This is a genomic window from Amycolatopsis sp. NPDC051716 (assembly GCF_040681595.1).
Classification (GTDB): domain Bacteria; phylum Actinomycetota; class Actinomycetes; order Mycobacteriales; family Pseudonocardiaceae; genus Amycolatopsis.
This window is the reverse complement of sequence record NZ_JBFAZA010000030.1, coordinates 14,107-37,356: the sequence shown is the minus strand read 5'-3', so window position 1 is coordinate 37,356 and position 23,250 is coordinate 14,107. Positions and strand designations below refer to the sequence as shown.

General features: G+C 71.5%; 23 protein-coding genes. 12 read left to right on the top strand and 11 right to left on the bottom strand.

Features of this window, described 5'->3' with window-relative positions:
- Positions 1 to 40 precede the first annotated feature (40 nt).
- The 5 genes from AB0M30_RS33400 to AB0M30_RS33380 all read left to right on the top strand — a co-directional run bounded on the left by AB0M30_RS33400 (position 41) and on the right by AB0M30_RS33380 (position 4,958).
- The gene (locus AB0M30_RS33400) at positions 41 to 943 is read left to right on the top strand and encodes a ParA family protein (RefSeq protein WP_364592107.1); all 903 of its coding nucleotides are present in this window, start codon (positions 41 to 43) and stop codon (positions 941 to 943) included.
- Between the two features lie 3 nt (positions 944 to 946).
- Entirely contained in the window at positions 947 to 1,756 is an 810-nt protein-coding gene (locus tag AB0M30_RS33395; RefSeq protein ID WP_364592104.1) for a DNA-formamidopyrimidine glycosylase family protein, read from the top strand.
- 125 nt (positions 1,757 to 1,881) lie between these two features.
- Positions 1,882 to 2,928, top strand: a complete 1,047-nt coding sequence (gene add / locus AB0M30_RS33390; RefSeq protein ID WP_364592101.1) for an adenosine deaminase — start codon at positions 1,882 to 1,884, stop codon at positions 2,926 to 2,928.
- Positions 2,929 to 3,294: 366 nt separating this feature from the next.
- Positions 3,295 to 3,855: a GNAT family protein gene (locus tag AB0M30_RS33385; RefSeq protein ID WP_360179979.1), complete on the top strand. Its 561-nt coding sequence runs from the start codon at positions 3,295 to 3,297 to the stop codon at positions 3,853 to 3,855.
- Between the two features lie 65 nt (positions 3,856 to 3,920).
- Entirely contained in the window at positions 3,921 to 4,958 is a 1,038-nt protein-coding gene (locus AB0M30_RS33380) for a quinone-dependent dihydroorotate dehydrogenase (protein WP_364592097.1), read from the top strand.
- Here the strand turns inward: AB0M30_RS33380 and AB0M30_RS33375 are convergent.
- The 7 genes from AB0M30_RS33375 to rimO all read right to left on the bottom strand — a co-directional run bounded on the left by AB0M30_RS33375 (position 4,930) and on the right by rimO (position 12,221).
- On the bottom strand, positions 4,930 to 6,339 hold the full coding sequence (locus tag AB0M30_RS33375; protein ID WP_364592094.1) for an amidase family protein: 1,410 nt from the start codon (positions 6,337 to 6,339) through the stop codon (positions 4,930 to 4,932). The genes AB0M30_RS33380 and AB0M30_RS33375 overlap by 29 nt on opposite strands.
- A gap of 516 nt (positions 6,340 to 6,855) precedes the next feature.
- The gene (locus tag AB0M30_RS33370) at positions 6,856 to 7,842 is read right to left on the bottom strand and encodes a hypothetical protein (protein WP_364592091.1); all 987 of its coding nucleotides are present in this window, start codon (positions 7,840 to 7,842) and stop codon (positions 6,856 to 6,858) included.
- A 22-nt stretch (positions 7,843 to 7,864) separates the two neighbouring features.
- On the bottom strand, positions 7,865 to 8,704 hold the full coding sequence (locus tag AB0M30_RS33365) for a PspA/IM30 family protein (RefSeq protein WP_103335140.1): 840 nt from the start codon (positions 8,702 to 8,704) through the stop codon (positions 7,865 to 7,867).
- Positions 8,705 to 8,989: 285 nt separating this feature from the next.
- Complete coding sequence (locus AB0M30_RS33360) at positions 8,990 to 9,448, bottom strand: helix-turn-helix transcriptional regulator (protein ID WP_364592088.1); 459 nt, start codon at positions 9,446 to 9,448, stop codon at positions 8,990 to 8,992.
- A gap of 99 nt (positions 9,449 to 9,547) precedes the next feature.
- Positions 9,548 to 10,105: a nicotinamide-nucleotide amidohydrolase family protein gene (locus AB0M30_RS33355; RefSeq protein WP_364592085.1), complete on the bottom strand. Its 558-nt coding sequence runs from the start codon at positions 10,103 to 10,105 to the stop codon at positions 9,548 to 9,550.
- A gap of 50 nt (positions 10,106 to 10,155) precedes the next feature.
- Positions 10,156 to 10,797: a CDP-diacylglycerol--glycerol-3-phosphate 3-phosphatidyltransferase gene (gene pgsA / locus AB0M30_RS33350; RefSeq protein ID WP_364592082.1), complete on the bottom strand. Its 642-nt coding sequence runs from the start codon at positions 10,795 to 10,797 to the stop codon at positions 10,156 to 10,158.
- On the bottom strand, positions 10,794 to 12,221 hold the full coding sequence (gene rimO / locus AB0M30_RS33345) for a 30S ribosomal protein S12 methylthiotransferase RimO (RefSeq protein ID WP_364592079.1): 1,428 nt from the start codon (positions 12,219 to 12,221) through the stop codon (positions 10,794 to 10,796). The genes pgsA and rimO overlap by 4 nt, the downstream gene beginning before the upstream one ends.
- Before the next feature lie 96 nt (positions 12,222 to 12,317).
- Between rimO and AB0M30_RS33340 the strand changes: the two genes are divergently transcribed.
- The 3 genes from AB0M30_RS33340 (at position 12,318) to AB0M30_RS33330 (ending at position 14,035) form a co-directional block, all read left to right on the top strand.
- Positions 12,318 to 12,827 carry an amino-acid N-acetyltransferase gene (locus AB0M30_RS33340; protein ID WP_364592076.1) on the top strand — a complete coding sequence of 170 codons (510 nt, stop codon included), beginning with the start codon at positions 12,318 to 12,320 and terminating at the stop codon, positions 12,825 to 12,827.
- Positions 12,828 to 12,937: 110 nt separating this feature from the next.
- Entirely contained in the window at positions 12,938 to 13,372 is a 435-nt protein-coding gene (locus tag AB0M30_RS33335; RefSeq protein ID WP_364592073.1) for a phospholipase, read from the top strand.
- 51 nt (positions 13,373 to 13,423) lie between these two features.
- The gene (locus AB0M30_RS33330) at positions 13,424 to 14,035 is read left to right on the top strand and encodes a nitroreductase family protein (RefSeq protein ID WP_364592070.1); all 612 of its coding nucleotides are present in this window, start codon (positions 13,424 to 13,426) and stop codon (positions 14,033 to 14,035) included.
- On the opposite strand, the gene AB0M30_RS33325 is transcribed toward AB0M30_RS33330, so the two are convergent.
- Together AB0M30_RS33325 and AB0M30_RS33320 are read right to left on the bottom strand one after the other, a co-directional pair.
- Positions 14,028 to 14,459 (bottom strand): hypothetical protein, encoded by a 432-nt coding sequence (locus AB0M30_RS33325; protein WP_364592068.1) that lies wholly within the window; start codon positions 14,457 to 14,459, stop codon positions 14,028 to 14,030. The two genes, AB0M30_RS33330 and AB0M30_RS33325, sit on opposite strands and share 8 nt — an antisense overlap.
- Positions 14,460 to 14,498: 39 nt before the next feature.
- Entirely contained in the window at positions 14,499 to 16,982 is a 2,484-nt protein-coding gene (locus tag AB0M30_RS33320; protein ID WP_364592066.1) for a DNA translocase FtsK, read from the bottom strand.
- Positions 16,983 to 17,138: 156 nt separating this feature from the next.
- On the opposite strand from AB0M30_RS33320, the gene AB0M30_RS33315 reads away from it, so the two are divergent.
- Positions 17,139 to 17,954 carry a lysophospholipid acyltransferase family protein gene (locus tag AB0M30_RS33315; RefSeq protein ID WP_233225498.1) on the top strand — a complete coding sequence of 272 codons (816 nt, stop codon included), beginning with the start codon at positions 17,139 to 17,141 and terminating at the stop codon, positions 17,952 to 17,954.
- A gap of 34 nt (positions 17,955 to 17,988) precedes the next feature.
- Positions 17,989 to 18,603, top strand: coding sequence for an NAD(P)H:quinone oxidoreductase (gene wrbA / locus AB0M30_RS33310; protein ID WP_364592063.1), 615 nt, complete (start codon positions 17,989 to 17,991; stop codon positions 18,601 to 18,603).
- 43 nt (positions 18,604 to 18,646) lie between these two features.
- Here wrbA and AB0M30_RS33305 read toward each other — a convergent pair whose 3' ends face one another.
- Positions 18,647 to 18,841: a hypothetical protein gene (locus AB0M30_RS33305; protein WP_364592060.1), complete on the bottom strand. Its 195-nt coding sequence runs from the start codon at positions 18,839 to 18,841 to the stop codon at positions 18,647 to 18,649.
- A gap of 173 nt (positions 18,842 to 19,014) precedes the next feature.
- Here AB0M30_RS33305 and AB0M30_RS33300 point away from each other — a divergent pair, with 173 nt between their 5' ends.
- Positions 19,015 to 19,962, top strand: coding sequence for an EamA family transporter (locus AB0M30_RS33300; RefSeq protein ID WP_364592057.1), 948 nt, complete (start codon positions 19,015 to 19,017; stop codon positions 19,960 to 19,962).
- Between the two features lie 77 nt (positions 19,963 to 20,039).
- Entirely contained in the window at positions 20,040 to 21,416 is a 1,377-nt protein-coding gene (locus AB0M30_RS33295) for an amino acid permease (RefSeq protein ID WP_364592054.1), read from the top strand.
- A gap of 98 nt (positions 21,417 to 21,514) precedes the next feature.
- Here the strand turns inward: AB0M30_RS33295 and AB0M30_RS33290 are convergent, their stop codons facing one another.
- Positions 21,515 to 23,158 carry a substrate-binding domain-containing protein gene (locus AB0M30_RS33290; protein ID WP_364592051.1) on the bottom strand — a complete coding sequence of 548 codons (1,644 nt, stop codon included), beginning with the start codon at positions 23,156 to 23,158 and terminating at the stop codon, positions 21,515 to 21,517.
- Positions 23,159 to 23,250 lie beyond the last annotated feature (92 nt).

Sequence of the window (23,250 nt, the reverse complement as noted above, 5' to 3'; positions counted from 1 at the left end):
CCCGGCGGCGCCTCCCGCCCGCACCCGTAGGCTGGACTTCGTGCACACGGTCGCCGTACTCAGCCTCAAGGGAGGCGTCGGCAAGACGACGGTCGCTCTCGGTATCGCGTCCGCCGCCTTGCGTAGGGGCACGCGGACGCTGGTGGTCGACCTCGACCCGCAGGGCAACGCCACCACCTCGCTCGACCCGCCCTTCACCGACGCCACCCTCGCGGACGTGCTCGAAACCCCGACCCGGGAGATGCTGGAACGCGCGATCGCCCCGAGCGTGTGGAGCGAGGACGTCGACGTCCTCGTCGGCACCGAAGAGCTGGAGCTGCTCAACGACCCGGACGCCGACAGCGAGCGCCTGGCGAACTTCTCCCGCGCGCTGGACGAGCTGCACCGCACGCCGCTGCGCGAAACGCCGTACGAGCTGGTGGTTCTGGACTGCCCGCCGTCACTGGGCCGGCTGACGAAGTCGGCGCTGGTCGCCGCGGACAGCGCGCTCATCGTCACCGAGCCGACGATGTACGCCGTCGCCGGGGCGTCCCGGGCGCTGGAGGCGATCGAGAAGATCCGCAAGGAGCTCAACCCGGACCTGCGCCCGATCGGCGTCCTGGTGAACAAGCTTCGCGTGCGCTCCTACGAGCACCAGTTCCGGATCGCCGAGCTGCGCGAGAACTTCGGCTCCCTGGTGATGCCGACGGCGATCACCGACCGGCTCGCGGTGCAGCAGGCCCAGGGCGCGTGCAGCCCGATCCACGAGTGGCACTCGCCGGGCGCCCAGGAGATCGCGCTGACGTTCAACATGGTGCTGGCGAAGATCCTCCGCTCCAACCGGGCGGGCCGGCACCGCATCGCCGGCGAAGAACCCGAAGGCCCGGACTGGCCCGAAGGCCCGGCCCCGGAGACCCCCGAGGCCCCCGACGCGCCCGCCGAGGTGTCCGAATCCACGGGGTGAGCCGTGCCCGAAGGTGACACCGTCTTCCTGGTCGCCAAGCGCTTCGCCAACGCGATGACCGGGAAGACGTTGCTGCGCGGCGAATTCCGCGTGCCCCAGCTGGCCACTGTGGACCTGTCCGGCCGTGAGGTGCTCGGCGTCGGAACGGTGGGCAAGCACCTGTTCACCCGCTTCTCCGGCGACCTGACCCTGCACTCGCACCTGATGATGGACGGGATGTGGGACGTCTACCCGGCCGGCGCGAAGTGGCGCCGGCCCGGCCACCACGCCCGCGTGATCTTCACCGCGGCCGGCGTCCAGGTGATCGGCTTCCGCGTCCACGACCTGAAACTCGTGGCCACGAGCAAGGAACGCGACCTCGTCGCGCACCTCGGGCCGGACCTGCTGGATCCGAAGTGGACGGACGAGCACCTGAAGCAGGCGATCGCGAACCTGACCGCCGCTCCGGCGCGCGAGCTCGGGCTCACCCTGCTCGACCAGCGGGTGATGGCGGGCGTCGGAAACCTCTACAAGTGCGAGATCGCCTTCCTGCTCGGCGTGACGCCGTGGACGCCGGTGTCCGAAGTGGACGCCGAGCGCACGGTCGCGCTGGCCCGCAAGCTGCTGCTGGCCAACGCCCTCGCCGGGCGCTTCGACCAGAGCACCACCGGCCACCTCGACCGCAACCGCAAGAACTGGGTGTACGAGCGCACCCGCCAGGGCTGTTTCCGCTGCGGCGGCAAGCTCCTGGTCCGCACCCAGGGCCACGACGTCCAGCGACGGCCGACGTGGTTCTGCCCGAAGGACCAGACAGGCCCGTACCCGGCGCAGTAAGCTGGCTCACGTGACGACGTTCAAGCTTCCGCTCTACGGCGCCGACACCGAACGCGGCGACCTCGCTCCCTGAGCGCCGCGCGCTCCTTCCCGTCACCCGTTTCGAAAACCCAGGGAGCTTCGTCATGCCCGAAATCCTGACCGGGCCGGCGCTGCGCGCGTTCGCGCACGCCCTGCCCAAGGTCGAACTGCACGTCCACCTGGTCGGCTCTGCCAGCCTGCCGACGGTGCTCGAACTGGCCCGGCGGCGCCCCGCCGCGGGCGTCCCCACCGAGGAACGCGAGCTCGCGGAGTTCTTCACCTTCCGCAACTTCACCCACTTCCTCACCGTGTACCTCGCGGTCACCTCGCTCGTGCGCGACCGCCACGACGTCCACACCCTCGTGACGGGCTTGGCGGCGGATCTCGCCGCGCACAACTGCCGCTACGCCGAAGTCACCGTGACCCCGTACAACCACCTGCTCGACGGGATGTCCGGCGACGACCTGCTGGCCGGGCTCGAAACCGGCCGGGCCAGCGCCGCCGAACTGGGCGTGGAACTGGCCTGGTGCTTCGACGTTCCGGGCGAAAAGGGCATCCGGGCCGGGCGGGAGACGCTGGTGTTCGCGCTGCGCGAACGCCCCGGCGGCCTGGTGTCGTTCGGGCTCGGCGGACCGGAACTGGGTGTCGGCCGGGCGCAGTTCGAGCCGTACTTCACGCGGGCGCGGGAAGCCGGGCTGCACAGCGTCCCGCACGCGGGGGAGACGACCGGGCCGGCCACGATCTGGTCCGCGCTGCACGACCTCGGCGCCGAGCGGATCGGCCACGGCACGAGCTGCGCGGCCGATCCCGCGCTGCTGGAACACCTTGCGGCCCATCGGATTCCGCTCGAGGTCTGCCCGACGTCGAACGTGCGGACCGGCCAGGTCGCGGACCTCGCCGCGCACCCGATCCGGCGCATGCTCGACCACGGCGTCGTCGTGACGCTCAACACCGACGACCCGCCGATGTTCGGCGCCACGCTCACCGGCGAGTACGTCGCCGTCGCCGAGACGCTGGGCCTCACCACGGCCGAACTGGTGCGCTTGGCGGAGAACGCCGTCGACGCCTCCTTCCTCGACGAACGGCGGAAAGCCGTCTTGCGGACCGAGATCACCGAAATGACGTTGCCGCGCACCACCGACTTCGCCTAGCTTGGAAGTACACGAGAGAGGAGGTGGTCCAAAGTTGTATATCGACAGGACTCGTGAGGTGGCTGTCCGCTAGCGGATGGCACGTGGAGGACTTTGAGCAGCGCTACAGCTGAGCCACCTTCGGCTCATCGCCTGCTCCACGTGATGCCTGATAGCGAATACCAGGCAGTCACCGTGCCCCCGGGGTTTCCGAGCACCAGTCCGGCTCGGACTCAAGCGTTTGACGGCGCTCGAGAGGCACCCCGGGGGTTCCTTCATGCGCTCATTTGTGCAGGTCATGCCACCCGGCGTCGCAGGATGACCGTCCGGCGATCAGCATTTCGCCGCATCGTCCCCCGGACGGCTGATGCTCGCTAGCCTGGAAGCATGCTCAGGCCCGACTACCCGATCACCACGGGACGCCTGCTCCTGCGCCCGTTCACGCCCGAGGACCTCGACGCGCTGAACTCCTTCCAATCCCGCGCCGACGTCGCCCGCTACCTGTACTGGGGCCCGCGCAGCCGCGCCGAGTCGGCCGCCGCGCTCGCCAAACGGGTGCACAGCTCGACGTTGACGAAGGAAGGGCAGCTGCTGGCGGTGGCGGTCGAGCTGGCCGCGACGGGACAGCTCATCGGCGACCTGAACCTGGAGTGGCTGAGCAGCGAACACCGCCAGGGCGAGATCGGGTTCGTCTTCCACCCGGACCACCACGGCAAGGGCCTGGCCGCCGAGGCGGCCACCGAGCTGCTGCGGCTGGGCTTCGAAGACCTGGGGCTGCACCGCATCATCGGCCGCTGCGACGGCCGGAACACCGCGTCCGCCGCGCTGATGGAACGCCTCGGCATGCGCCGCGAAGCACACCTGAAGGAAAACGAGATCGTCAAGGGCGAGTGGACCGACGAGCTGATCTACGCGATGCTCGAGGACGAGTGGAAGGACCGCGATTAGTGGCCGCCTTCACTCCGGCGTGACGCTCGGGTCGCGGGTCCCGGGCGATTTGGCAGCATAGGGGCGTGTTCTTCGACAAGATCGTCCGCCCGGCGCTGTACCGGCTGTCCCACCACGACCCCGAGCTGGTGCACGAGCGCACGATCAGCATCCTGGCCCGGCTCGGCAAGGCCGCGCCCGCGCTGGGTGGCGCACTCCGCGTCGACGACCCGGCGACGGTGCTGGGCCTGCGGTTCCCCAACCGCGTCGGCCTGGCCGCCGGGATGGACAAGAACGGCCGCGCGCTGCCCGCGTGGGCCGCGCTGGGCTTCGGGTTCGTCGAGGTCGGCACGGTGACGCGGCTGGCGCAGCCGGGCAACCCGAAGCCGCGGCTGTTCAGCCTCCCGGCGAGCGACGCGGTGATCAACCGCATGGGCTTCAACAACGACGGCGCCGAAGCCCTCGCGGCCAAACTCGCCCGCGACGGCAAGCCCGGCGTCCCGCTGGGGGTCAGCATCGGCAAGTCGAAGGTGACGCCGCTCGAGGACGCCGTCGAGGACTACCGGTTCTCGCTGCGGGCGCTGCACCCGTACGCGGACTACTTCGCGATCAACGTCAGCTCGCCGAACACGCCGGGACTGCGGCAGCTGCAGGACCGCGCCGCCCTCGCCGAACTGCTCGGCGAGCTGCGCTCGACGTCACTGGAGCTCGCCGGCGGCGCTTCGCCGACGCCGGTGCTGGTGAAGGTCGCACCCGATCTGACCGACGACGCACTGGCCGAACTGCTGGAGGTCGCGCTCGACCACGGCGTCGCCGGGATCATCGCCACGAACACGACCCTGTCCCGCGACGGCATCGCGTCCGCGGAAAGCGGCCTGGCCGGACAGGCGGGAGGACTGTCCGGCCGGCCGCTGACCACCCGCGCGGCGGAGGTCGTGCGGTTCGTGCACGACCACACCGGCGGAAGCATGCCGATCATCGGCGTCGGCGGGATCATGGGCCCGGACGACGCGATCCGGCTCGTCGACGCCGGCGCGTCACTCGTGCAGCTCTACACGGGCTTCGCGCTGCACGGGCCGGGTTTGGTGCGCCGCGTCAGCCGGGGTCTCGCAGCCCGGCGGTAGACGCGAAGCGCACGTAGCCGCGCCAGGACTCGTAGCGGTCCAGGCCGGGGCCCTCCACGGCTGGGTCGCAGCGCACCGCCAGCGGGGTGGTGCCGTCGGCCAATTCGACGCGCTCGAGGACGAACGGCGGCGTCAGCGTCGCCGCGAAGCGCTCGAACGCCGCCGGGGACAGCCGCCAGCGCTCGCCGTCGAGGCCAGTGCCGCCGTCGAGGACGCCCGGCTGCGGTGGCTCGGTGTCCAGGAGCACCATCCGGTAGGCCTCGGTGGTCCGGACCGGTCCGGTGAACCGGGCGCCGAGCGCGGTGAGGTCGGCGTTGAGCGGCTGGCCGCGCAGGTGCGCGCCGAACACGACGACGTCCTCCCCCGGCTCGGGGTAGGGCGTCATCGGCTCGTCCGTGCAGACGGTCGCCAGGTCGAGGGCGATCTGGTCTTCGAACGCGCGCGTCAGGAAGGTGACGCCGAAGGGACGGCGATCGCCCGGGAGCACCGGGACGGTCACCGAGGCCACGTCGAGGAGGTTCGCGAAGGCCGTGCAGGAGGCCAGGCGGTGGCCCACGCCGGCCGGGTCGGCCAGCGCTTCGGCGATCCCGGGGTGCTCCGGCACGGTCGGCACGAGGAGGGCGTCGAAGCCGTCGAACCCCGGCTCGGGCCCGGAAATCGGGGTGAGCACCGCGCCGGCCGCGGTCAGCCGGGTGACGACGGTCTTGAGCGCGAGGCTCGCCGCCTCGCCGAGGGGGAGATCCGCGGGGTAGGCGATCCGCGGGTGCTCGCCGGCGCCGAGGCGGACGTCGGCGGGCCAGCTGCGGTCGCCGCCGGTCATCAGCGTGAGGGCGCGGTGGGCCGCGATCAGGCCGTTCGCATACACGGAGACGGTGTCGGCGGCGGGCAGCAGGCCGCGCGTCGGCTTCACCGCGACGACGGCGTTCAGCGCCGCCGGAACGGCACCCCCGGTGCTCAGCGCCAGGTCGACGACGCCGAGCGCGACGGCGACCGCCGCGCCGTTGCCCCCGGTCTTGGTGCGGTCCCAGGCGCCGGAGATCGGGGCGGCGCCGGTCTTGCCGAGCACGACGGCACCGGCGGCGGTGAGCCGGGTGACGACCGCGGCGCTGGTTTCCGGGACGCCGTGGCCGGACGGCTGGGCCGCGACGTCGATCAGGTCCTGGACGGCGATGACCGTGCCGGCCAGCGGGAGGACCTCGCCGGCCTTGACGCGTTCGTCGACGGCCTTGGCGTCGACGAGGACGTCTTCGACGGCGCGGAGGGTGGTCCAGAGTTCGGGACGGCCGGCCTCGGTGAGGCGTTCGAAGGCCGCGATGACGCGCTGGGAGGCGGTGGGTGGGGTGATCGGCACGGGATCCGGGTCCGGCGGGAGCGTGTTCACGGGGCGTCCTTTCCTCGGCGGTCCAGAAAGTCCACTGTGTACGGTCGGTGCCGGCAGTCCTCAGTGCACGGCGGGCCTCCCGGCGAGTGACACCTCTTCATGCATGACAGAAACGTTAGGGCGTGGACGTTTCCGTAGCCATCAGATTCCGATTACGCCCGGGTTTCGGCACCGGAAGGTGAACAGGGCGCGACGCCGGGGTGAAACGCACGATCACGCACACCGGGTGACGACCAGCCGATTCCCCCGGTCGGCGGCCCTCGAACGGCCCAACCAAGCCCCCGAATGGCGCAACAAAGCCCAAACCCGCGTGATCACGCGGGATCCGCCCCGGACCACGCGGATTCCGGCCCGCCCAGCCGTACCTGGAGGGTCGGCCCACGTACTCAGACGGTCGGCCCGCGTACCTGGAGGGTCAGCTGGCGTACCTGGAGGGTCGGCCGCGAGCCGACTGTCTGAGTACGCGAGCCGACTGTCTGGGTACGCGAGCCGACCGTTCCGGTACGGGGTTGCGGGTCAGGAGAGTTCGCGGAGGGCCATGGCGAGGCCGGCCAGGTGGTCGGTGGCGTCGGTGAGGGCCTGCTTGGACGTCACCAGGCCGTCGCCGGCCGCGGCGACTGTGTGGCCGGCCGCGGCGACCAGGCCGCGGTAGCCCTCGAGGCCGTCGTCGAGCTGCTCGCGGAGCTTGGCCACCGCCGCGTCCAGGGCCGCCTTCTCGCGGGCGGGTGCCGAGTCGCGGCCGCGCTCGATCGCCTGGATGCGGGCCGCCAAGCCACGCAACGCGGCCGCCGCTTCGGTGGCCGTCTGGCGGGCGTCGGCGACGGACACCTCCGAGACCTGCAGCGTCCCGAGCGAAGTCGGCACCGAGAGCTGGCGCAGCAGCTCCGTCAGCGAGGCCTCGCACTCGGCGAGACGCTCCATCGGCTCACGGGCCGCCGAGCGGGCGGGCGGCAGCGGCGGCGGTCCGGCCGGCGCCGCCGGGATCGGGGTGCGCTTGAGTTCACGCAGCTTGAGGCCGGAGCGGACGCTGAACGTGCCGAAGATGACGGCTCCCGCGAACGCCGTGATCGCCTGCGGCATCATCGCGGCGTGGGTCGGGCTGATCCAGCCCACCGCGGCCGCCACCGTCACGACCGCGCACAGGATCGTCAGGATGATCCACAACGTCAGCGCCTTCGACGTCCGGCGCTTGCGGCGTTCGAGCTTCGCGGCCGGGTGGTTCCAGCGGTCCCACTTGGCCCGGGCCTCGGCGAACGCCGGGACCTGGCTCGCCATGGACGACAGCGACGCCGTCATGTCGGGCCGCCGGACCGGCGGCCGCTGCAGCGGGTTCGGGCGCCGCGGGGCGGGCTTCCCGCCGGCCTGCTCGGCCGGCGGGAAGTACTTCTGTACCTTCTGGAGGTGTTCCTGGGCGCGCACCGCGTAGTCGGGCAGCTTCTCGATGTGCTTCTCCAGCTTCGCGCTCAGCTCACTGAAGTCACGCCGTCTGCCCTGCTGACCCATGGTGCTCGCCCCCTCGGTGTCGTCAGGCCGGGTTCTTGCCCTGCTCGGCCTGTACCCGTGCCTGGATCTCACGCTGGATGTCGGCCTGGCTGCTCGCCGCCGGAGCCGCCTTGCCGCCGTCGGTCACCTGGGCGACCGAGTCACCGTGCATCGACGCGCGGATCTGCTGCAGCCGCGACTGGCCGGCCATCTGCGTGGTGGAGGCCTGGACCTCCATCATGCGCCCCTGGACCGAGTTCTGCGCCAGCTCCGCCGAGCCCAGCGCCGTGGTGTAGCGCTTCTCGATCTTGTCGCGGACCTCTTCCAGCGACGGCGTGTTGCCCGGCGCCGCCAGCTGGCTCATCTGGTTCAGCGAGGCGGAGACCTGCTCCTGCATCTTCGCCTGCTCCAACTGCGAGAGCAGCTTGGTGCGCTCGGCCAGCTTCTGCTGCAGCATCTGCGAGTTGCGCTCCACGGCCTTCTTGGCCTGGGCCGCGGCCTGCAGCGACTGGTCGTGCAGCGTCTTCAGGTCCTCGATGCTCTGCTCGGCCGTGACGAGCTGCGTCGCGAAGCTCTCCGCGGCGTTCTCGAACTCGGTGGCCTTCTGCTCGTCACCCTTGCCGCGCGCCTCGTCCGCGAGGACGAGCGCCTGCCGGGTGGAAGCCTGGAGCTTCTCGACCTCGCCGAGCTGCCGGTTGAGCTTCATCTCCAGCTGCCGCTGGTTGCCGATCACGGAGGCGGCCTGCTGCGTCAGCGCCTGGTGGTTGCGCTGCGCCTCCTCGATGGCCTGCTGGATCTGTACCTTCGGGTCGGCGTGCTCGTCGATCTTCGACGAGAACGCCGCCATCATGTACTTCCAGAACTTCACGAACGGGTTGGCCATCTCCTCCGCCTGCCTTCTTGCGTCCCACGGGCCTTGGTACTCGGGGTGGGGCGTCACTCCCCTGCACTAGCAACGCACCGACCCCGGCGTCGGGTTCCATCGTGTCAGGTCGGCCACGTCCGTTCCAGGCGACCCCGGGGGATTTCAGGGTTCGCCCCTGATCACCCCTGGAGGTAACGCCGACGGCCCCGGGCGGGTTGCCCGGGGCCGTCGGCCGAAATCAGGGGTGAAACGGTGCTCGCAGCCACCGCTCGGGGGCGAGCACATCTCGCCCCCCGCCACACCTCACGCGGCGATCGTGGACGCCAGCTTCGGCTGCCCGATCGTCGTCCGCAACGTCGTGTTCATCCGCGGCGCGGGCGAAACCCGCAGGTCGGCGAGGTCGTTGCCGATCAGTTCCGACATCAGGCGGCCGCCTTCGATGCCGGCCGCCGAGGCCTCGGCGCCCCGCTTCTCCCGGGGCGTGCCTTCCACGATCCGCTCGTCGACCGGTGGGACCTCGACGTTGTCGAGAGCCGAAACATCCGCCGCCACGTGGTGCAGCAGCTCGCCGAGCGGAAGGTCCAGGGCCTGGCAGATGGACGCGAGCAGTTCGCTCGACGCCTCCTTCTGGCCCCGTTCGACCTCCGAGAGGTAGCCGAGGCTGACCCTGGCGGCGCGGGAGATGTCGCGCAGCGTACGACGCTGGTTGGTGCGGGCATGACGGAGCCGATCACCGATCGCCTCACGCAACAGCACGGTCATCACGCGCCTCCCTTCCGAACAAGTACCCCCTACGTTACCCAGAGCGGCCCCCCGGGCGCAGGAGTTGGTGTGCACGTACGCCAAGGGCGAACGCGTATTTCACCCCAAATGTTCCCCGAGCAGGGCAAACGCGGCCAAGACCGACTCGGTCCTGATCAAGTCGCGGTCGCCGCTCAAGGCCAGCGTACGGACGGTGACAACCGAAGTTTCGCCTCGGGCCGGGGGCTCCGCCACCCGGGCCCCCGAAAGACGGGGTGTCCGTGTTCCCGGCCCGGCGAGCCCGATGTGCACGGTGCCCGGTTCGACGCCGTCCTGCGCCGACGGTCCGGCGACGCCGGTGAGCCCGAGGCCCCAGGTGGCGCCGCACCGGTCGCGGGCGCCCTCGGCCAGCTGGGCGGCCACTTCGGGGTGGACGGCGCCGTGCTCGGCCAGCAGCTCCGGGTCGACGCCGGCCAGTGCGGTCTTCAGCTCGGTCGCGTAGACGACCAGTCCCCCACGCAGGGCCGCGCTCGCCCCCGGCACCCGCGCGAGGGTGGCGCAGACGAGCCCGGCCGTCAGCGACTCGGCCGCCGCGACGGTCTCGCCCCGCGCGGCCAGGGCCGCGATCAGCGTGGCGGCCTGCTCCTCGCCGCCCGCCGGAGGTCCCGAATGAGTCATTCGCGACGCCGGAGGTCCCGGACGAGTCGTTCGCGGCGCGTCGGCCACCCTCAGCTCCCGGTGACCCGGCGCCCGGCGGCCCGCAGCCGGACCGCCCGCACCAGGTAGTCGACGCCGGTGACCACGGTCAGCACCAGTGCCAGCCCCATCAACGCCCACCGCACCGGGTCCGCGCCCGCCGGCAGCGGCAGCAGGTACGCCGTGATCGCGGCGATCTGCGCCATCGTCTTGGCCTTCCCGCCCCGGCTGGCCGGGATCACGCCGTGCCGGATCACCCAGAACCGCAGCAGCGTCACGCCGATTTCGCGGACCGCGATGACGATCGTGACCCACCAGCCGAGCTCGCCCAGCACGCTCAGCCCGACCAGCGCGGCGCCGGTCAGCGCCTTGTCCGCGATCGGGTCGGCGATCTTGCCGAAGTCGGTGATCAGGCCGTACTTGCGGGCCACCCAGCCGTCCAGCTGGTCGGTGGCCGAGGCGATCGCGAACAGCCCGGTGGCGAGCGCGCGCCAGGTCGTGTCGTGGCCGTCGCCGACGAACAGCGCGGCGACGAACAACGGCACCAGGACCAGGCGCGACAGCGTCAGGAGGTTCGCGACGTTGAGCGTCGGGACCGGGGTCGGCTCCGGGACCTGGGCGGGGGCGTCGCGGGCCAGGCCCTCGTCGGCGGCGTCGCTGGGGAGCGCACTCACCGGACGGCGTCCGGTACCGCGCGGACGATCAGGTCCACGCCCGCCGAGTCCACGACCTCGCAGCGCAGGAAGTCACCGACCTGCACCTTCTCCGGCGCGTCGAGGATGATGCACTCGCCGTCGACCTCGGGGGCCTGGTGCGCCGCGCGACCGGTGAGCTCGCCGTCGTCGTCCAGCTCCACCAGGACGTCGACGAAGGTGCCGATCCGGTCCTCCGCGCGCTGCGTGGTCAGCTCCTCGACCAGCGCGGAGATCCGCGTGACGCGCTCGGCGACCTCCTGGGGATCGAGCTTGCCGTCGAACGTCTCGGCTTCGGTGCCGTCCTCGTCGGAGTAGCCGAAGACGCCGACGGCGTCGAGGCGCGCGCCCGTCAGGAACCGCTCGAGCTCGGCCAGGTCGTGCTCGGTCTCGCCGGGGAACCCGACGATCACGTTGGTCCGGATGCCCGCCTCGGGCGCGTACTCGCGGATCTGCTCGCACAGCGCCAGGAACGAGTCCGTCGAGCCGAACCGGCGCATACGGCGCAGCACCTGCTCGCTGGAGTGCTGGAACGACAGGTCGAAGTACTCGGCGACACCCGGCGTGGTCGCGATGGCCTTGACCAGCTGCGGGCGCGTCTCGGCCGGCTGCAGGTAGGAGACGCGGACGCGCTCGATGCCGTCGATCTCCGCCAGCCGCGGCAGCAGCCGCTCCAGCGCGGTGGCGCCGTCGCGGCCGAAGTCCTTGCCGTAGGACGTCGAGTTCTCGCTGACCAGGAACAGCTCCTTGACGCCGTGCTCGGCCAGCCACATCGCCTCGGCGACGATCTCGTCCGGCTGCCGCGAGACGAACGAGCCGCGGAACGACGGGATCGCGCAGAACGAGCAGCGCCGGTCGCAGCCGGAAGCGATCTTCAGCGCGGCCACCGGCGAGTCGTCGAGGCGCGTGCGCAGCACCCGCGGCCCCCAGCCGTGGCCCGGGACCTCGACCTTCTCCGCGGCGGCGGGCCGCTCCACCGGGCTGATCGGGAGCAGCTTGCGGCGGTCGCCCGGCGTGTGCGAGGCGATCTTGCGGCCGGCGACGACGTCGTCGAGCCGGGCCGAGAGGTCGGCGTAGTGGTCGAAGCCCAGCACCGCGTCGGCTTCCGGGAGGCTGTCGGCGAGCTCGTGGCCGTAGCGCTCGGCCATGCAGCCGACGGCGACGACCTTCTTGCCCGTGTCGGACGCGGCGAGCAGCGTGTCGACGGAGTCCTTCTTGGCCGACTCGACGAAGCCGCAGGTGTTGACCACCACGACGTCGGACTCTTCGGGGTCGGCGGCCAGCTCCCAGCCGCCGGCCGCGAGCCGGCCCGCCAGCTCCTCCGAGTCGACCTCGTTGCGGGCGCAGCCCAGGGTCAGCAGGGAGACGCGTCGGGTGGCGGCTGGGTCCGTGGCAGGGGAAGGCACGAAGTTCAGGGTAGCCGCCGGTCCCGGGCGGCCCGACGACGGCGTAGCCCGGTTGTGTTGCCGCGTGTGCCGGGCGATGTGGCAGGGTGGACGATCGTGCCGTCCGACTCGCTCCGCCCGACCGTCCGCCGCGCCCGGATCGCCGACGTGCGCAAGATCAAGGCCCTGGTGGACTCGGACGCGGGCCGCGTCCTGCTGGAAAAGGACCTGGTCACGCTGTACGAGGCGGTCCAGGAGTTCTGGGTCGCCGAAGTGGGGGACGAAGTGGTCGGGGCGGCCGCGCTGCACGTGCTCTGGGAGGACATCGCCGAGCTGCGCACCGTCGTGGTCGACAAGGCCGCCCGCGGCCAGGGGGTCGGGCGGGTGCTCGTGGCCCGGCTGGTCGACGAAGCACGTGAGCTCGGTCTCAAACGGCTGTTCGTGCTGACGTTCGAGACCCGCTTCTTCACCGGGCACGGGTTCGTGGAGATCGACGGCACGCCGGTCTCGCACGAGGTCTACGAGGAGATGCGGCGGTCCCACGACACCGGCGTCGCCGAATTCCTCGACCTCCCGTACGTCAAGCCGAACACCCTCGGCAATTCGCGAATGTTGCTCGAACTCTGAGGGAAAACCTCAACTCTGAGTGAAAACCTCCTTTCGGGCGGTGACGTGCGCCACCGGCCTGCCCGAAGCTGATCGGGCACTTGTCCCCCGATCGGCAAGGGAAGCACGCGATGCGCACGACACTGCGGAACCTGGGGGCCACCTTGACGGTGGCCGTTTCTGTCGGCGCGGGTGCCCTGCTGGGCACCGGCACCGCGGCCGCCGTCGACATTCCGGCGGTCACCGACCAGTACCTCTTCTCGACGTCCCTGTCCGGCTTCGAAACGATCCGGAACTCCGCCCCGTACTCCGGCCAGCTCGACTGGTCGTCCGACGGCTGTTCGTGGGCGCCGGACACCCCGTTCGGCTGGCAGTTCCTGCCGGGCTGCCACCGGCACGACTTCGGCTACCGCAACTACAAGAAGCAGGGCCGGTTCACCTCGGCGAACCGGCTGAAGATCGACGACAACCTCTACACCGACCTGAAGAGCGTCTGCGGGTCCAACATCGCCTGCAAGGGCGCGGCTTGGACGTACTACCAGGCGGTCCGCAAGTTCGGCGGCTGAGCCTGACGTGCCCGGGCCGCGTGCCCGGCCCGGGCCCGTCAGGATGGGTGCATGGACATCGATCATCTGCTCAGCACGACCCGAGCGGTCCGCCGGAAGCTCGACCTCGACCGGCCGGTGGAACCCGAGGTCGTCGAAGAGTGCCTGAACCTGGCGCTGCAGGCGCCGACGCCCGGCAACGTCCAGGCCTGGCGCTGGCTCGTGGTGCGCGACCAGGACGTGAAGAACCGGCTCGGCGCGATCTTCCGCGAAGTCGGCGAGGCCTACCTGGCGGACCGGGCGAGTGCCGCGCCGTCGCGGGCGCAGGCCTCCGGGCGGCACTTGATCGACGTGATCGAGCGCGTCCCGGTCTTCGTGATCCCGGTCCTGGCCGGCCGCCCGGCCGGGAACAACGCGGTCGACGCGGCCTTCTACGGAGGCATCTTCCCGGCGGTGTGGAGCTTCCAGCTGGCGCTGCGCTCGCGGGGGCTGGGCTCGACGCTCACGACGTACCACCTGGCGCGGGAGGCCGAAGCCGCGGAGATCCTCGGCATCCCGGACGGCCACACGCAGGTCGGGCTGCTGCCGGTGGCGTACACGACGGTGCCGGACTTCAAGCCGGCGCCGCGCACGCCGCTGTCCGAAGTGGCCTTCCTCGACCACTGGGGCACGCCGCTCAGCTGATCCGGACGGTGGCCTCCCCGCCGTCCTCGCTGACGGACACCAGCTCGACCCGGCTGCCGGCGAACGACGTCGCCTGCGGGCCGGTGCGCGAGCCGCTGTGCAGCTCGGCCGTGGTGCTCTCGCCGCGGCCGGGCTGCTTCAGCAGGAACGCGAGGGTCGCCTCGCCCTGCCAGATGCACTGCATGCCGGGCCGGCACCGCGAGTCGGCGACGAGCCGCGTGTAGCGCACGGTGAGGTCCTTCCCCTGCACGGCGGCCTCCTGCCCGAGCCGCAGGGTCACGTCGGGCCCGGCCGGGGCGCTGACGGTCGACGGCGCCGGGGCGGGCCCGGCGGCGGCGGGCTGCCCCGCGGCGACCGAGCTCCCGGCGCCCACCGTGACGACGGCGAAGGCGAACAGTCCGGCTACGAATCGCTGTAGGTCCACGTGCTGTGGACGGAACGGACCGAGCCGGGGTTGCACGCGCTACTCGTCGTCGTCGCCCGCGTCGGCGTCCACCGGGCCGCCGCCGCGGATCATGAACAGGACCGACTCCAGTTCCTCCGGCTTGATCAGCACGTCGCGGGCCTTCGAGCCCTCCGACGGGCCGACCACGCCGCGGCTCTCCAGCAGGTCCATCAGGCGGCCCGCCTTCGCGAAGCCGACCCGCAGCTTGCGCTGCAGCATCGACGTCGAGCCGAACTGGGACGTCACGATCAGCTCCGCCGCCTGCAGCAGGACGTCGAGGTCGTCGCCGATGTCCGGGTCGATCTCCTTCTTCTCGCCCGCCTTCTGCGCGGTGACGCCGTCCTGGTAGTCCGGCTGCGCCTGCTCCTTGGCGTAGTTGACGACCGCGGAAATCTCTTCGTCGCCGACGAACGCGCCCTGGATGCGGACCGGTTTCCCGGCACCCATCGGCAGGTACAGGGCGTCGCCCATGCCGATCAGCTTCTCCGCGCCCGGCTGGTCGAGGATGACGCGCGAGTCGGTCAGCGACGACGTCGCGAAGGCCAGCCGCGAAGGCACGTTCGTCTTGATCAGGCCGGTGACGACGTCGACCGACGGCCGCTGCGTGGCCAGGACCAGGTGGATACCGGCGGCACGGGCCTTTTGGGTGATCCGGACGATCGCGTCTTCGACGTCGCGCGGGGCGGTCATCATCAGGTCGGCGAGCTCGTCGACGATCGCCATGATGTACGGGTACGGCCGGTACTCGCGCTCGGACCCCGGCGGCGCGGTGATCTCGCCGGACTTGACCTTCTTGTTGTAGTCGTCGATGTGCCGGACCTTGTTGACCTGCATGTCCTGGTAGCGCTGCTCCATCTCCTCCACCAGCCAGGCCAGCGCGGCGGCGGCCTTCTTCGGCTGGGTGATGATGGGCGTGATCAGGTGCGGGATGCCCTCGTACGGCGTCAGCTCGACCATCTTCGGGTCGATCAGGATCATCCGGCACTCGTCCGGCGTCGCCCGCGCGAGCAGCGACACCAGCATCGAGTTGACGAAGCTGGACTTACCGGAACCGGTGGAACCGGCGACCAGGAGGTGGGGCATCTTCGTCAGGTTCGCGGTGACGAAGTGGCCCTCGATGTCCTTGCCGAGGCCGATCACCATCGGGTGGTTGTCCTTGACCGTGGACGGCGCGCGCAGGACGTCACCCAGGCGGACCATCTCGCGGTCGGAGTTCGGCACCTCGATGCCGACCGCGGACTTGCCCGGGATCGGCGCCAGCAGCCGGACGTTGTCGGTGGCCACCGCGTAGGCGATGTTCTTGGTCAGCGCGGTGATCTTCTCGACCTTCACGCCCGGGCCGAGCTCGACCTCGTAGCGCGTGACCGTCGGGCCACGGGTGAACCCGGTGACCTGCGCGTCGACGTTGAACTGCTCCAGGACGCCGGTGATCGCCTCGATCATGGCGTCGTTGGCTTTGCTGCGGGACTTCGGCGCGTCGCCGAGCTTCAGCAGGTCGGGCGGCGGGAGCTGGTAGTCGCCCTCGACCGTGCGGGTGACCGCGAGCGGCGGTTCCGGGGTCTTCTTCGGCTTCTTCTCCGGGACCTCGGCGGGCGGTTTGGGCAGGGCCTTCGGCGGCTTGATCGGCGTCGGCACCTCGGCGAGGGCGGCGTCGAGGTCGAGCTGTTCGCCGCCCTGGCGGCGCCGCGACGGCTTGCGCAGCCGTGCGGTCTTCGGGTCGGTTTCGGTGACGGTGTCCTCGTCGGTCGCGAAGCCCGGGCGCTGGGCCTCGGCTTCGGCGAGCTCCTCTTCGTCGAGGCCCCAGTGGCGCAGCCGGTGCGGGATCTCGCGGACCGGCGTGCCGGTGAACACGAGCACGCCGAAGAACAGCGCGAGGATCAGCAGCGGCACGGCGACCCAGGTGGTGACGCCCATGGTGAGCAGGCCGCCGGAGAAGGCGCCGACGATGCCGCCGGCGTACATCCGGCCGTCGTTGGTGTCGGGCAGCGCGGTGAAGATGTGCAGCATCCCGAGCACGGACAGGACGACCATGATCGTGCCGACGACCATCCGCGGCCGCGTCTCCGGGTGCGGCTCGGACCGCATCAGCGCGACGGCGACGACGACCAGCACCAGCGGCAGCGTGACCGCTCCGGCGCCGAGGACGGTCCGGGTGGCGATCTCCACCCCGGTGCCGATCGGCCCGGCCGCGCGCCACCAGACGCCGACGGCCGCGACGATGCCCAGGCCGATCAGGCCCAGCGCGAGCCCGTCGCGGCGGTGTTCCGGCTCGAGCTCACGGGTGCGGCCGACCGTGCGGGCCAGCGTGCCGAGGCCCTTGGCCAGCAGGTTCCAGGTCCCCCGGACGCCCTTGCCGAAGATCCCGGGCGTCTTGCGGCGCCCGCGTGGCGGGGGTTTGCGAGCGGACGACGTACGAGGCTTCGCGGGTGTACGCGGCTTACGCGCCGCTGCCCCCTTCGCGCCGCTTCCCGTGTTTCTCTTCCTCGTCGCCGACCCAGCCATGCCGTCAACGGTAACTGGCATTGCCAGTTAGTCCCGTGCGCCACTCTCGGCTCAGGGTGAACTTCTGCCTCACACGGCCGGTCGAGCGGCCATCCGGGTGAACCGATCCGCCCAGTGCGCAAACGGGTGAAATCGGCGTCTGCCATGCTCTGCCCCATGCTCGCGCTGCGCACCGACGAACCGCCCCGCCGTGCTCCCGCCATCTGGCGGACCATGCTGAACATCGACCGCGGGCTGGTGAACCTCGTCGGGCGGCTGACCGTCAGCGGCCGGGTGCCCGCGCAGCTGCGGGGCAAGCCGCTGCTGATGGCCGCGAACCACATCGGCGTGTTCGACGCTTTCGTGCTGATGGCGGCGTGCAAGCGGATCGGCATCAACCCGCGGTTCATGCTGGCCGGCGGCATCCTCGACGCGCCCGTGATCGGGCCGGCGCTGCGGGTGAGCGGGCACCTGCGGGTCGACCGCAAGCACGCCGGAACCGCCGTCGGGCAGTTCGCCGAGGCCGTCGAGGCGATGAAGACCACGCGCGAGCCGATCGTCGTCTACCCCGAGGGGCGGATCAGCCACGACCCCGGCCTCTGGCCGGAGCGCGGCAAGACCGGCGCGGCGCGGCTGGCGCTGGCGGCGGGCGTGCCGGTGATCCCGATCAGCCAATGGGGCGCGCACGAGGCCGTCTACTGGGGTACCGAGACCGTCAACGGCCCGGCCGACCTGGTCCCGCTGGCCCGCTCCGGGCTCAGCGCCCCGCTGCGCCGCCCGCGGTTCCGCGTGCACTTCGGCGACCCCGTCGACCTCTCGGACATCGACACCCAGCGGCCGGGTGCCGGGGTGCGCGCGCACGCGAAGATCATGCAGGCCATCACCGACGGCCTGGTCCCGCTGCGCCGCGACGAGCTGGACCGGCCCAAGTTCCACGACCCGACCCGGCCGACCGACACGGTCAGCCCCTGGAAGCCGCCGTCCGTATTGTGAGACACCCTGGGCGGCGCCCCTAGAGTCGGTGGACGTGAGCACACGGATACTCGTCGTCTACTACAGCTCGACCGGGAACACCGCCGCCCTAGCCGAGTCGCTGGCCGCCGGGGCGCGCGAGACCGGCGCGGACGTGCGGGTGCGGACCGTGCCGGAAACCGTGCCCGCCGAAGCGATCGCGCAGAACCCGCGCTGGCAGGCCTGGGTCGGCTCCGGCCCGCACCACGAGCTCGCCACCCTCGGCGACCTGGAGTGGGCCGACGGGCTCGCCGTCGGCAGCCCGACCCGGTTCGGCGGCCCCGCCGCCCAGCTCAAGTCCTATTTGGACAGTACGGGTGGCCTGTGGGCGCAGGGAAAGCTGGCGGACAAGGTGGCGACGTCGTTCACGACGGCGTCCACCGCGCACGGTGGTCTCGAGTCGACGCTGCTGGCGATCAACAACGTCTTCTACCACTGGGGCGCGATCGTCGTCCCGCTCGGCTACACCGACCCGCACCTGAAGGAATCCGGCAATCCGTACGGCGGCTCGTTCGTGTCCCGGAAGTCCGCCGCGCCGGACGACGTCGCGCTCGACGCCCTGCGCCTGCAGGGCCGGCGGCTGGCCACCATCACCACGCACGTGGCGACCGGGCTGAAGCGCGCCGGGTGACCGTCCGTGGTGCCACCGAAGCGGCGGCACCACGGACGTCGAGTCAGCGCCGGGCCGCGCGGCGGCGCAGCGTCCACGCACCGGCCGCAGCCACGAGGGCGATCGCGCCGCCCGCGAGGAGTGGCGTGGCGGCGGATTCGTCGCCACGCCGGGTCGACGGAGCGGGCTGGGCGGGCTTCCCGACGATGAAGGTCCGCACGACGCCGGCGGTGACCGGCCAGCTCTCGTGGCGGGACATGGTCACTTCCCGCCGAACAATCGCGGGTTCCCCTGTTTCTCGCGACCTCCGGAAGACGTCTGCCCCCTCCCCGGTTGCGACCCGGACGTAACCTAACGGACTCGGCACCCACGACCCCGGGTAACCGGGCAAATCGTTTCGGCGGTGACGCCGGGCCACCTACAGTCGCGACGGTGACCACCGAACTCCCCGTCCTCGCGCCGCCCCGGGTCGCCCACCGGGGCCGCGGGACCACCTACGTCCTGCTCGCCGCGCTGTTCTTCAGCACGTCGGGCACCCTGGGCAAGTCCGTGATGGCCGCCGGGATCACCCCGGAGCAGGTGGCCGCGGCGCGGATCGCGCTGGCCGGTGTCGTGCTGCTGACCGGGGTGGCGCTGGTGGCGCCGTGGAAGCTGCGGGTGCGCCGGGCGGAGCTGCCCGTCCTGGCCGGGTACGGCCTGCTCGGCGTGGCGGGTGTGCAGCTGCTCTACTTCGTCGCCGCCGGCCGGATCCCGGTCGGGATCGCCATCCTGCTGGAGTTCGTCTCGCCGGTGCTGATCGCGCTGTGGGTGCGGTTCGTGCGGCGGCACCGGCTGCCGCGGGCGGTGTGGGGCGGCATCGCGCTGGCCATGGCCGGGCTGGCGCTGGTCGCCCAGGTCTGGGAAGGCGTCACCCTCGACGGGCTCGGCCTGCTGGCCGGCTTCGGCGCGGCGCTGTGCTCGGCCGGGTACTTCCTGCTCGGCGAACGCGCGGTGGCCGGCATCGACCCGCTGGGCCTGGTCACCTGGGGGATGGTGATCGGCGCGGTCGCGATCAGCTTCGTCGCGCCGCCGTGGACGTGGCCGGCCGGGCTGCTCGGCGCGGGCGTCCAGTTCGGGGCGTGGCACCCGCCGGTGTGGCTGCTGCTGACCCTGCTGGTGCTGGTCGCGACGGTCCTCGCCTACGTCTGCGGCATTTCGTCGCTGCGGCACCTGCCGGCGTCGGTGGCGAGCGTGCTCGGGCTCGTCGAACCGGTGATCACGACGGTCGCGGCGTGGGTGCTGCTGGGCGAGCAGCTCGCCTGGCCGCAGCTGCTCGGGTCGGCGATCCTGCTGGGCGGCGCGTACGTCGTGCAGCGGAACTCGGCGATCCTCACCGGGTGAAGTTGCGCAAATTCTGCGTCTGACCTCACCGGGGTGCAGAATTCCCGCGATCGATGCCCACCCGGGGAGGAAGCACCTTGACGACCAAGTCCGGGCTGCGGCCCGACCTGCGGCAGCGGCACGTCCGGATGATCGCCCTCGGCGGCATCATCGGCGCGAGCCTGTTCATCGGCAGCGGCGCCGTGATCCACACCGTGGGCCCGGCCGCCGTGCTGTCCTACGCCGTCGGCGGGCTGCTCGTCGTGCTGGTGATGCGGATGCTCGGCGAGATGGCGACCGCGTCGCCGGCGCTGGGCTCCTTCATGGAGTACGCGCGCGATTCCCTCGGCGGCTGGGCGGGCTTCACGATCGGCTGGCTGTACTGGTACTTCTGGGTCGGCGTGGTCGCGTTCGAAGCGGTCGCGGGCGCGAAGATCCTGCAGGGCTGGATCCCCGGCGTTCCGCAGTGGGTGTTTTCGCTGGCGCTGATGCTGCTGCTGACGGCGACGAACCTCGCGTCGGCGCGGTCCTTCGGCGAGACGGAGTTCTGGCTGGCGTCGATCAAGGTCGCCACCATCGTCGTCTTCTTGCTGCTCGGGACGCTGTTCGTGCTCGGGCTCTGGCCGGACGCGCACTTCTCGGTGGGCAACATCGGCCTCGACGGCTTCATCGCGAACGGGCCGTTTTCGGTGGTGCACGGCGTGGTCATCGTGATCTTCTCGTACTTCGGCGCGGAGATCGTCACGATCGCGGCGGCGGAGTCCGACCAGCCGGAGACGGCGGTCCGCAAGGCGACCTCGACGATCGTCTGGCGGGTGATCGTGTTCTACGTGGGTTCGGTGGCGCTGCTGGTGATGATCACACCGTGGCGCGAAATCCCGAGCGAGACGAGCCCGTTCGCGGCGGCGTTCGGCCGCTTCGGCGTCCCGGCGGCGTCGACCATCGTCTCGGCGGTGGTCCTGACGGCGGCGTTGTCGGTGCTGAATTCGGGGCTGTACACGGCATCCCGGATGTTGTTCGCCCTGCGGCGCCACGGCTGGGCCCCGGCGTGGGTGTCGCACACGAACGGGCGGGGAGTGCCGTGGAAGGCGATCCTGGCGTCGACGTCGGTCGGGTACGTGGCGGTGGTGATGAGCTACGTGTCCCCGGACAAGATCTTCTACTTCATCATCAATTCGGCGGGCGCGGTGGCCCTGTTCGTGTACGCGATCATCTGCGGCTCCCAGATCCGGATGAGGCGGCGGCTGGAGGAAACGGCGCCGGAGACGCTGAAGCTGCGGATGTGGGGTTATCCGTGGCTGAGCTGGGTGACGCTGGTGCTGACGCTCGTCGTGGTGGCGTCGATGCTTTTCGTGGACTCCGACGCGCGGGCGCAGCTGTACCTGAGCTTGATCAGCTTGGCGGTGATCCTCGGCGTCTACGCCCTCATCCGCCGGCGAGCCCACCGTGCGCAGGCCGGCATCACGCGTGATTGAAAGGGCATCACGCGCGTTCGGCGGGGCATCACGGTGATGCCCCGCCCATCACGGACGATGCCCCTCGGGACACGCGTGATGCCCGCCGGATCACGGTCTCATCCGCCGGCGAGCCGGGACAGGGCCCCGAAAAACACGTCCGTGATCTTCGCCGGGTCCGGGGCGAGGAACGCCTGACCGCCGGTCGCCGCCGTCAGCTGGTCCAGTTCGCCCTTGTCCGCGTCCGGGCCGATGCCCACGCCGATCAGCGGGATGGGGCGGCGGGCGTCCTGCAGCTTCGCCAGCTCGGCCAGCAGGTCCGGGCGGGAAATTCCGTGCGGGTCCTCGTTGCGGCCGTCCGTCATCACGATCACCAGGTTCAACCGCCCCGGCTCCCATTCACGGCGGGCCGTCCGGTACGTGTCCAGGACGCTGTCGTACAGGCCCGTTCCGCCGTCCGGGGTGGCCTTCACCTGGCCCAGCTTGTCCAGGGCTCCGCTCGCCAGGTGCTGGGCGACCGAGGCCATCGGGAGCAGCTCGCGGTAGTCCTTGTCGCCGTCCAAATGGGTCGAGAACGCCAGCATGCGCAGCTGGGTCGCCGGCTTGAACAGGTGCATCGCCTTCGCCGCCGCCTCCATCGTCACCTGCATGCGGTTCAGGTTCGTTCCCGGGACCTGCGCGTTCATCGACCCCGACACGTCGATCAGCACCTGGACCCGCGCGCTCAGGTTGACGCCCGCCCACTGGTTGAGCAGCTCGTCGACCTGCGGCTCGAGCGGGAGGCTCTCCGTCCGGATGCCCTCGGGCAGCACCCTCGGGTCATCGGGGTGGTCGCGCAGCGCCTGGCCGCCCGCCGCGCGTAGGCCCGTCCGGGCGATCGCGTCCGCCCCCGGGTCGCCGAGCACCGCTTCGCGCAGCGCCTCGACGATCGGGCGCTGCTGCGGGGTGATCCCGCCCAGCTCCGCGAACGGGTAGTCCAAAGTGGGCACCGCCGTCGAATAGACGGCGACCAGCGGGGACTTCGGGTCCTCGACGTTGTGGCGCAGCAAGGCGTTCTCCGACGCGGGGAACGCCGTCACCGCGGCCGTGCCGCCGCTGTCGCTCGAGCCCGGCAGCCGCGCGATCAGCTCCGTCTCCGCGCCGAGCGTGTTGGCCGAGAAGCGCCGCAGCGTCGCCACATACGCGGCCGAAGGCTCGGGCGCCGCCTTGACGCTGTCGCGCAGGCCGAGCAGCGCCATCGCGCCCACCGCGTCGCGCGCCGGGTCGGACATCCCCGGGACGACGCCGGGCGCGGCCAGCACCTCCGTCCAGGAGGGCACGTGGTCGGGCCAGCCGAGGCCCTTGACGACGTCCGCGGCGACCGCGAGGACCACCGGCGAGCTCGCCACCGACGCCCCGGTTTCGGGGACGTCGGAGGCGCCGAGCTGGTGGGCGCGGCGCAGCGCGAGCGTGGAATCCGGCACCCAGATCTGCGGCCGCGGGCTGCCGTCCGACAGGGCGAGGCGCTCGGCGGCCTGCGTCGCCTCCCGCGTCTGGATTTCGATGCTGCCGCACCCGAGGTCCAGCCCGTGCGCGACGAGCGACAGCGCGGGCGCGATGTCCGCGGACGCGGTGACCAGGACCTTCGCGGGCTGCTCGCACGCCGGCCGGGCCCGCACGACCGTCACCGTCACCCACGCGGCGGCTCCGAGGACGAGCACGAGACCGGTCGCCAGGGCAGGCACGAGCAGCCGGCGTCGTCTGCCGTCCGAATGACGTCCCATCGGCGCGGCCTCTCTGCGCGAGGCGGGGTGGGATCAAGGTTAGCCCGCAGCAAACCCGCCGCATGTGCGCCGGACGGCCTAACAGGCGGGCG